Source organism: Sphingobacterium sp. HSC-15S19 (genome assembly GCF_050433745.1).
GTDB lineage: Bacteria > Bacteroidota > Bacteroidia > Sphingobacteriales > Sphingobacteriaceae > Sphingobacterium > Sphingobacterium siyangense.
Window position 1 is genome coordinate 1 of record NZ_JBNPWQ010000105.1, and the last position, 1204, is coordinate 1204.

General features: G+C 51.0%; 1 rRNA gene. It reads right to left on the reverse strand.

Going from position 1 to position 1204, the window contains the following annotated elements:
• Window positions 1–1204: ribosomal RNA gene (locus L1283_RS28510) — 23S ribosomal RNA — on the reverse strand; the annotation flags it as partial.

Genomic DNA, 1204 nt, shown 5'->3' on the forward strand with positions numbered 1-1204 from the left:
TTCAGCAGGGTCGGCGGATTTGCCTACCGTCCCTATACCTACGCCTTTCAACGAACTATTCCGTCAGTTCGCGGCAGTGTCACTACTCCGTCACCACATCGCAGTTATGAAGAGTACTGGAATATTAACCAGTTGTCCATCGGCTTGCCCCCTTCGGGTGCGCCTTAGGTCCCGACTGACCCTGATCCGATTAACGTTGATCAGGAAACCTTGGTCTTTCGGTGGGCGGGTTTCTCACCCGCCTTATCGTTACTTATGCCTACATTTGCTTTTCCATAACCTCCACAGTTCATTGCCAAACTGCTTCCCCGGCGATGGAATGCTCCCCTACCAGATGCATATCTTTCAATGCAAATCCATAGCTTCGGTACCGTTCTTGATGCCCGTTTATTATCCACGCCCGGCCGCTCGACTAGTGAGCTGTTACGCACTCTTTAAATGAATGGCTGCTTCCAAGCCAACATCCTAGCTGTCTGGGCAACCGGACCTCGTTAGTTCAACTTAGAACGAATTTGGGGACCTTAGCTGATGGTCTGGGTTCTTTCCCTCTCGGCCTTGGACCTTAGCACCCAAAGCCTCACTGCCGGCTATATTTGATAGCATTCGGAGTTCGTCTGGATTTGGTAGGATTTGACTCCCCCGCACCCAATCGGTAGCTCTACCTCTATCAAACTCTACGCCGACGCTGTTCCTAAAAACATTTCGGGGAGTACGAGCTATTTCCCAGTTTGATTGGCCTTTCACCCCTACCCTCAGGTCATCCGGAAACTTTTCAACGTTTATCGGTTCGGTCCTCCATTACATGTTACTGCAACTTCAACCTGCCCAAGGGTAGATCACAAGGTTTCGCGTCTACCTCATCTGACTATGCGCCCTATTAAGACTCGCTTTCGCTTCGGCTGCGTCCCTGAAGGACTTAACCTTGCCAGACAAGAGTAACTCGTAGGCTCATTATGCAAAAGGCACGCTGTCACAGGACCTGCCTGCTCCAACCGCTTGTAAGCACACGGTTTCAGGTTCTTTTCACTCCCCTGTTCGGGGTTCTTTTCACCTTTCCCTCACGGTACTGGTTCACTATCGGTCTCTCAGGAGTATTTAGCCTTACCAGATGGTGCTGGTGGATTCCCACAGGATTTCTCCGGTCCCGCGGTACTCAGGATACCACTATGTCAACATTCTTTACCTGTACGGGGCTCTCACCCTT